This is a genomic window from Methylobacterium sp., assembly GCF_019750675.1.
Lineage (GTDB): Bacteria > Pseudomonadota > Alphaproteobacteria > Rhizobiales > Beijerinckiaceae > Methylobacterium.
The window spans coordinates 1-6,477 of record NZ_JAIEOF010000467.1 but is presented as its reverse complement, the minus strand read 5'-3'; the positions used below and the strand labels follow the sequence as shown (position 1 = coordinate 6,477).

Genomic DNA, 6,477 nt, shown 5'->3' with positions numbered 1-6,477 from the left:
TTCTTGGCAGCCTTGGCCTCGTAGCGGCGCGACCACTCGGCCAGCACCCGCTCGCGGTTGTCGGCCATCCAGCCGAGATCGTTCTTGATCATCGCGGCCTCGGCGTTGGCAGGGTAGTTCGCCGGCACGTTGGCGACACCCGGATAGGCGACGACCGCATAGCTCTTCGCGTAGAGTTCGTTGGCGGCCTTCGTGGCGCCCCAGTCCGCGACCTTGCGGGCGAGTTCCAGGTGCTTGGTGGTGGCGACGATGGCGTAGGCCTCCTCGTCCCAGCCCGTGCCGTCGGCGGGGACGACCACCGCGAGGGGCGCGCCCTTGGTCTTCTCGGCAGCGCCGCGCATGTCGAGCGACAGACCGGCGGTGCGCTCGCCGCGGGCGGCCTGGACGCAGGGCGCGGACCCCGAATGCAGGTAGGCGGCGATGTTCTCGTGGAGCTTGTCCATGAAGGCCCAGCCGGCCTCCTCCCCCATGCCCTGGAGCCAGCCCGCGACCAGCAGGTAGCCGGTGCCCGAGGAGGCCGGATGCGGCATCACCACCTTGCCCTTGAGGGCCGGCACCAGCAGGTCCGCCCAGCGCACGGGGGTCTTCACCCCGTCCTTCTCGGCCTCCGCCGTGTTGAAGCAGACCACGCCGATCGAGGCGTCGGTGCCGGTCCAGCTGTAGGGCGCCACGGAATCGCGGAAGGCGGCTTTCAGGGCGTCGGCGCCCTTCGGCTCGTAAGTCGCGAGCAGCCCCTGCTTCTCGAACAGCAGGAGGCTGGAGGCGGCCAGCCCCATCACCATGTCGGCCCGGGGATTGTCCTTCTCGGCGAGGAAGCGGGCGGTGATGACGCCGGTCGAATCCCGCACCCACACCACCTCCACCTCGGGCACCGCCCGCTCGATCCCGGCCTTGAAGGGACCGAGCTGGTCGTTCTCCAGGGCCGTGTAGATCGTGAGCCGGGTGCGCTCGGCGGCCGACACCGGTGCGGTCAGCGACGACGCGAGGGCGAGGGTCAGGGCGAGGAGGCCGAGGGCTTTCATGGACGATACTCCGGGGTGTTGTCGGTCCGATGTCTAGGGCCTGGCCCATGACAGTAAGAAGACAAACCCCGATGCGATCAAGTCCAGCCTTTTTGCATATAGTGCCTAATTACGGATCACGATGCGGATGTACTTGAAAGGCATGCGGACAGCCGAAAGAGATCCGCGGCGCCCGGCCGCGGATCGATGCCGAAATCTTCGTTTGCCCGCAAAAAGAGGCTCGCCGCGGCGACCTCCTCAGCAGGCCTGGGGCATGCGCCCGGCGGCCAGCAATCCGTTGATGTCGTCCACGACGCCCGGCAGGTCGGCGATCGTGTCGATGAGGAAGTGGGGCTTCGAATCGGCGAACAGCGCGGCGATCCGGGTCCGCTCGGCGGCCAGGCGCTCGGCGGGAGCCGCGCGGAACGCGTCGTAGCTCAGGCCCAGCGCGTTGCCCGAGCAGGTCAGCGCCACCGTCCACATGCCGGCCCGGCGGCCCTCGAGGATGCCCGGAACCGTGTCGTCGACCTTCACGCAGGCGGCGACGTCGTCGATGCCAAGCGCGATCACGTTGGCGAGCGCCTGGGCCGGAAAGGGACGCCCGTTCGGGACCTCGTCCGTGGCCACGACATGGTCGGCGACGTAGCCGTTGGTGGCGGCGAGCGCCACCACGCGCTCCATCACGCGGGCGGGATATCCTGAGCAGGAGCCGATCTTCAGGCCCCTGGCCCGCAGGTCGGCGATGGCCTCCAGCGCCCCCGGGATCACGGCGGAATGCGCGGCGATCTTCTCGATCTGCAGCGGCATGAAGCGCTCGTAGATCGCGGTGACGTCCGCGTCGGTGGCGGGGCGCCCGTGCGCGGCGGCGTAGCGCGCCGCGATCGCGGGGTCGTTCAGGAGCGTGCGGATGTGGTCCCACTTGCCCATGCCCATCGGGCCCCTCGCCTCGGGCAGGCTCACGGCGACGCCGAACTCCGCGAAGGCCTCGACGAAGATCTGGGTGGGGGCGAAGGAGCCGAAATCGACCACGGTCCCGGCCCAGTCGAGGATCGCGGCCCGGAGCTGTTTCGGGGGGGCGTAGGTCATGGATCTGCTTTCGCGTGCGGCCGAGGGACGGGCGATCAGAGGGTCGTGATGTTCAGATCGGCGAACGCCGCGGCGACGGCCTCGACCGCGCGCTCCATGTCGGCGGATTCGACGTGGCCGATGCAGCCCACGCGAAAGGTCTCGAGCCGCGTGAGCTTGCCCGGATAGAGGATGAAGCCCCGCGCGCGCACGGCGGCGTAGAAATCGGCGAAGCGGTACTTCGGGTCGCGCGGGGCGTGGAAGGTCACGATGATCGGCGCCTGGATCCCGGGCGCCAGGAAGGACTTCAGGCCGAGGCGCTCCATGCCGCGGACGAGCACCTCGCAGTTGCGCGCGTACTTGGCGTGGCGGGCCGGCAGGCCACCCTCCTCCGCGAATTGCAGCAACGCTTCGTGGAGGGCCGCCACGACATGGGTCGGCGGGGTGAAGCGCCACTGCCCCGTGCGCTGCATGTAGGTGTGCTGGTCGCTGAGGTTCAGCGCCAGCGACGGCGAATTGCCCTCGGCCCGGGCCAGGGCGTCGCCCCGCGCGATCACGAAGCCCATGCCGGGCACGCCTTCGAGGCACTTGCCCGAGGCGGCGATCAGCGCCTCGAACGGCACCCCGGCCGCATCGATGGGCAGCGCCCCGAAGGAGCTCATCGCATCGACGATGAGACCGCGCCCGTGGCGCGCGACCACGTCGGCGATTTCGGGCAGCGGGTTGAGGATGCCGGTGCTGGTCTCGCAGTGGATCAGCCCGACATGGCTGATGGCGGGATCGGCGGCGAGCAGGCCGTCGACCGCCTCGGGAGTGGTCGGCACGTCGTCGGCGGTCTCGTAGACCGTGTGGTCGCGGCCGAGCGCCTCGCAGATCCGGGCCAAGCGCTTGCCGTAGGCGCCGTTGACGAGGACCAGCACCTTGCCGGTGCGCGGCACCAGGGTACCGATGGCGGCCTCCACGGCGAAGGTGCCGCTTCCCTGCAGCGGCACGCAGACATGACTGCCGGTGCCGTTGGCGATGGCGACGAGACGCGCGCAGACATCGGCCGTCAGGGCGTTGAAGCTACCGTCCCAGGACCCCCAATCGGTCATCATCGCCGCGCGGGTGCGCTCGGACGTCGTCAGCGGACCGGGGGTCAGGAGGATCGGCGTCCGAGGGATGGAAGGGGCGTCTGTCATGGTGATCCTGCCCGATCGGCCGTGGGACAATCCCGTGCCCGGAGGGCGCTCCGGGATGCGGCGACCTTGCGTTCGGGCGACCCATCAGATCAAATCGTTTCTCGTGATGCATGCCATCAGTCTCGCCGATCGGTCGCCATGAACCTCTTCCAGCTTCGGGCCTTCGATGCGGTCGCGCGGGAAGGCAGCTTCACGCGTGCGGCCGGGCGCCTCTGCGTCAGCCAGCCCGCGGTGACCGGGCACATCAAGGCGCTGGAGGAGCGCTACGACCTCGTGCTGTTCCGGCGGACCGCGCGCTCGGCCGAGCTGACCCCGCAGGGCCGGGCCCTGGCCGAGCTCACCGGCCCGCTCTTCGGCCTCGTGGAGCAGGCGGAGGATCTTCTCGAAGCCAACCGGACCCTGGTCTCGGGACGGGTCGAGATCGCGGTAGATTCGCCGCACATCGTGATGCCCCTGCTCGCGCGCCTGCGCGCGCGCCATCCCGGCATCGTCGTCGGGTTGATCCTCGGCAACGCCGCCGACACCCGCGAGGCCCTGCTGTCGGAGCGGGCGAGCGTCGCCGTGCTCACCGAAGCCGAGGCGCATCCGGATCTTCACCTCGCGCAGATCGCGGTCTCGCGCATCTGCGCGGTGGTCCCGCGCGGCCATCCCCTGGCGGATCGCGAAACGCTCGACCTCGCCGAACTCGACGGCGCCGCGATGGTGCTGCGCGAACCGACCTCGGTGACCCGGCGCACCTTCGACCGGGCCTGCCGGGCCGGCGGCGTCGCGCCCGCCGTGCTGATGGAACTCGACAGCCGCGAGGCGGTGATCGAGGCCGCCGCCGCGGGGATCGGCATCGGCATCGTCTCGTCCCTGGAATGCGGGGCGGACACCCGGATCGCCGCGATCCCGATCGCGGGCGCCGACCTCAGCAACCGTCACGCGATCGCCTGCCTCGCGCGGCGGCGGAACCTGCGCCTGATCCGTGCGGTGTTCGAATTGGCGGTGTTCGGGCTGGCGACCGAGGAGTCGGCGCGATGACCCGGAAACCGCCGGCTTGGGAGAACCGGGCGCTCGCGGCCGCCCGCCACGACGCGATCCTGGCGCGTCTCGGCCAGGACGGCAGCGTCAGCGTCGAAGCGATGGCGGACCGCTTCGGCGTCTCGCGCGAGACGATCCGGCGCGACCTCAAGGCCCTGGCCGAGCGGGGCCGCCTCGCCATCGTGCACGGGGGGGCGACGCGCTGCGCCGACGAGCCGGTCCTCGCCATACGGGAGCGCGACAACCCGGCCGGCAAGGCCGCGATCGGGCGGGTCGCGGCGGGGGTCGTCGAGGACGGCATGGTGGTTCTGCTCGATTCCGGCGCCACCACCCTGGCGGTCGCCAACGCGCTCGCCGGCCACGATCCGCTCTTCACGCGCCCCGTGCCGAAGGGCCTGACGATCTGCACCAACAGCCTGCCCGTCGGGCTCGTCCTGTGCCGCCTCGCCGGCGTGCGGGTCCATATCCTCGGGGGCGAGGTCGAGGGCGCGGACGAGGCGGCGTTCGGCATCGAAGCCCTGGCCGCCCTGGCACGCTTTCGCGCCGACCTCGCCTTCGTGGGTGCCGGCGGCATCGCGCCGTCGGGGGAGATTACCGATTTCGCGCCGTTTCCCACCGAGCTGCGAATCCGCATGCTGGCAGCGGCCGAGCGCGGCTACGTGGTGGCGGACAGGACCAAGTTCGGCCGCATGACGCCGATCCGCCTGACGCCGATCCCGGCCGGGACCGGTCTGATCGTCGACGCGGAGCCCCCGGTGCCCATGCGGGAGGCCCTCACGGCACGCGGCCTCACGGTGATCGTCGCCCCGTGATGTGGTTTTTTGTGGCTTTCTGAATTCTTTTGCGACAAACCTCCGTTCGCGGTGGCGCGGATTCCGGCGGAGGCGAGACCCCATGATGGCCAGCGGCATGAGCCTGCCTGTCTTCGCCGCGGTGCTGGCGGCCGCCTTCATGCATGCGGGCTGGAACGCGGTCGCCAAGCTTCGCCTCGAGCCGATCCTCACCATGGCGCTGATCTCGGCCTCGGCCGGGCTGTTCGCGCTGCCGGCCGCGATCTGGTTCGGGTGGCCGCCCGCCGCCGCCTGGCCCTGGCTCGCCGGCTCGATCCTGCTGCACCTCGGCTACTACATCGCCCTGGCCGAGGCCTACCGGCACGCGGATATGGGACAGGTCTACCCGATCGCGCGCGGCAGCGCCCCCCTCCTGACCGCCTGCGCCTCCCTTCTGCTGCTGCAGGAGGCACTGGCGCGGCTCGCCGCCCTCGGGATCGCGATCCTCTGTGCCGGAGTCGCCCTGATGGCCTTCGCCAGGGCCGGCGGGCAGCGGTTGAGCCGGACGGCCCTTGGCTACGCGCTGCTCACCGGCGCCCTGATCTCCGGCTACACGCTGGTGGACGGGCTCGGTGCGCGGGCGGCGGGCGACCCGCACGCCTACGCGGCCGCGCTCTTCGTGGTCGATGCGATCCCGCTGCCGGCCTTCGTCCTCTGGACCCGCGGCCGCAAGGTCCTGGGCTCCGTCCGGGGCCTGACGCTGCCCGGCCTCGGGGGCGGCGCCCTGGCCCTCGGCTCCTACTGGATCGCGATCTGGGCGATGACGGTCGCGCCCATTCCCCTGGTCGCGGCGACGCGCGAGACCAGCGTCCTGTTCGCGATGCTGATCTCCGTCCTCGTCCTGAAGGAGCCGCTTCTCCTGTCGCGGATGACGGCCGTCATCGTCATCGTGGCGGGCGTCGTGGCCATGCGCCTGGCCTGACGCCGAGGCCTCCAGCCCTGGCACCCCCGGTGCCGAACAGGGCCTACCTTCGGGATCGTTGAATTTGTATACATTGTGCAGGCGGTGCGATCCGGGGCCGCCGGGCACGGATGAGAGACGTCGATGACACCGCAGCAGGTCACGCTCGTTCAGGACAGCTTCGCGAAGGTGCGGCCCATCGCCGACACCGCGGCGGATCTCTTCTACGGCCGCCTCTTCGAGATCGCCCCGGGGGTCCGCGCGATGTTTCCCGAAGACATGAGGGATCAGAAGAAGAAGCTCATGTCGATGCTCGGCCTCGCGGTCACGAACCTCCACAAGCCCGACACGGTGGTGCCCGCACTCCAGGCCCTCGGGCGCCAGCACGTCGCCTTCGGCACGCAGGCGGCGCATTACGCGCCCGTCGGGGAGGCGCTGCTCTGGACCCTGGAGCAGGGGCTCGGGCCCGACTTCAC

General features: G+C 70.7%; 7 protein-coding genes. 4 read left to right on the top strand and 3 right to left on the bottom strand.

Features of this window, described 5'->3' with window-relative positions:
• The 3 genes from K2X24_RS24250 to K2X24_RS24240 all read right to left on the bottom strand — a co-directional run.
• The coding region (locus K2X24_RS24250; RefSeq protein WP_292501946.1) for a putative 2-aminoethylphosphonate ABC transporter substrate-binding protein at positions 1–1,022 on the bottom strand (1,022 nt) is incomplete at its 3' end.
• A gap of 237 nt (positions 1,023–1,259) precedes the next feature.
• Entirely contained in the window at positions 1,260–2,087 is an 828-nt protein-coding gene (gene phnX / locus K2X24_RS24245; RefSeq protein WP_292501943.1) for a phosphonoacetaldehyde hydrolase, read from the bottom strand.
• Positions 2,088–2,122: 35 nt separating this feature from the next.
• Positions 2,123–3,247: a 2-aminoethylphosphonate--pyruvate transaminase gene (locus K2X24_RS24240; protein WP_292501941.1), complete on the bottom strand. Its 1,125-nt coding sequence runs from the start codon at positions 3,245–3,247 to the stop codon at positions 2,123–2,125.
• Between the two features lie 138 nt (positions 3,248–3,385).
• Here K2X24_RS24240 and K2X24_RS24235 point away from each other — a divergent pair, with 138 nt between their 5' ends.
• The 4 genes from K2X24_RS24235 to K2X24_RS24220 all read left to right on the top strand — a co-directional run.
• The gene (locus K2X24_RS24235; RefSeq protein WP_292501940.1) at positions 3,386–4,270 is read left to right on the top strand and encodes a LysR substrate-binding domain-containing protein; all 885 of its coding nucleotides are present in this window, start codon (positions 3,386–3,388) and stop codon (positions 4,268–4,270) included.
• On the top strand, positions 4,267–5,082 hold the full coding sequence (locus K2X24_RS24230; protein ID WP_292501939.1) for a DeoR/GlpR family DNA-binding transcription regulator: 816 nt from the start codon (positions 4,267–4,269) through the stop codon (positions 5,080–5,082). Before K2X24_RS24235 ends, K2X24_RS24230 begins: the two co-directional genes overlap by 4 nt.
• Before the next feature lie 82 nt (positions 5,083–5,164).
• Positions 5,165–6,022 carry an EamA family transporter gene (locus K2X24_RS24225; RefSeq protein WP_292501937.1) on the top strand — a complete coding sequence of 286 codons (858 nt, stop codon included), beginning with the start codon at positions 5,165–5,167 and terminating at the stop codon, positions 6,020–6,022.
• A gap of 123 nt (positions 6,023–6,145) precedes the next feature.
• The coding region (locus tag K2X24_RS24220; RefSeq protein WP_292501934.1) for a globin family protein at positions 6,146–6,477 on the top strand (332 nt) is incomplete at its 3' end.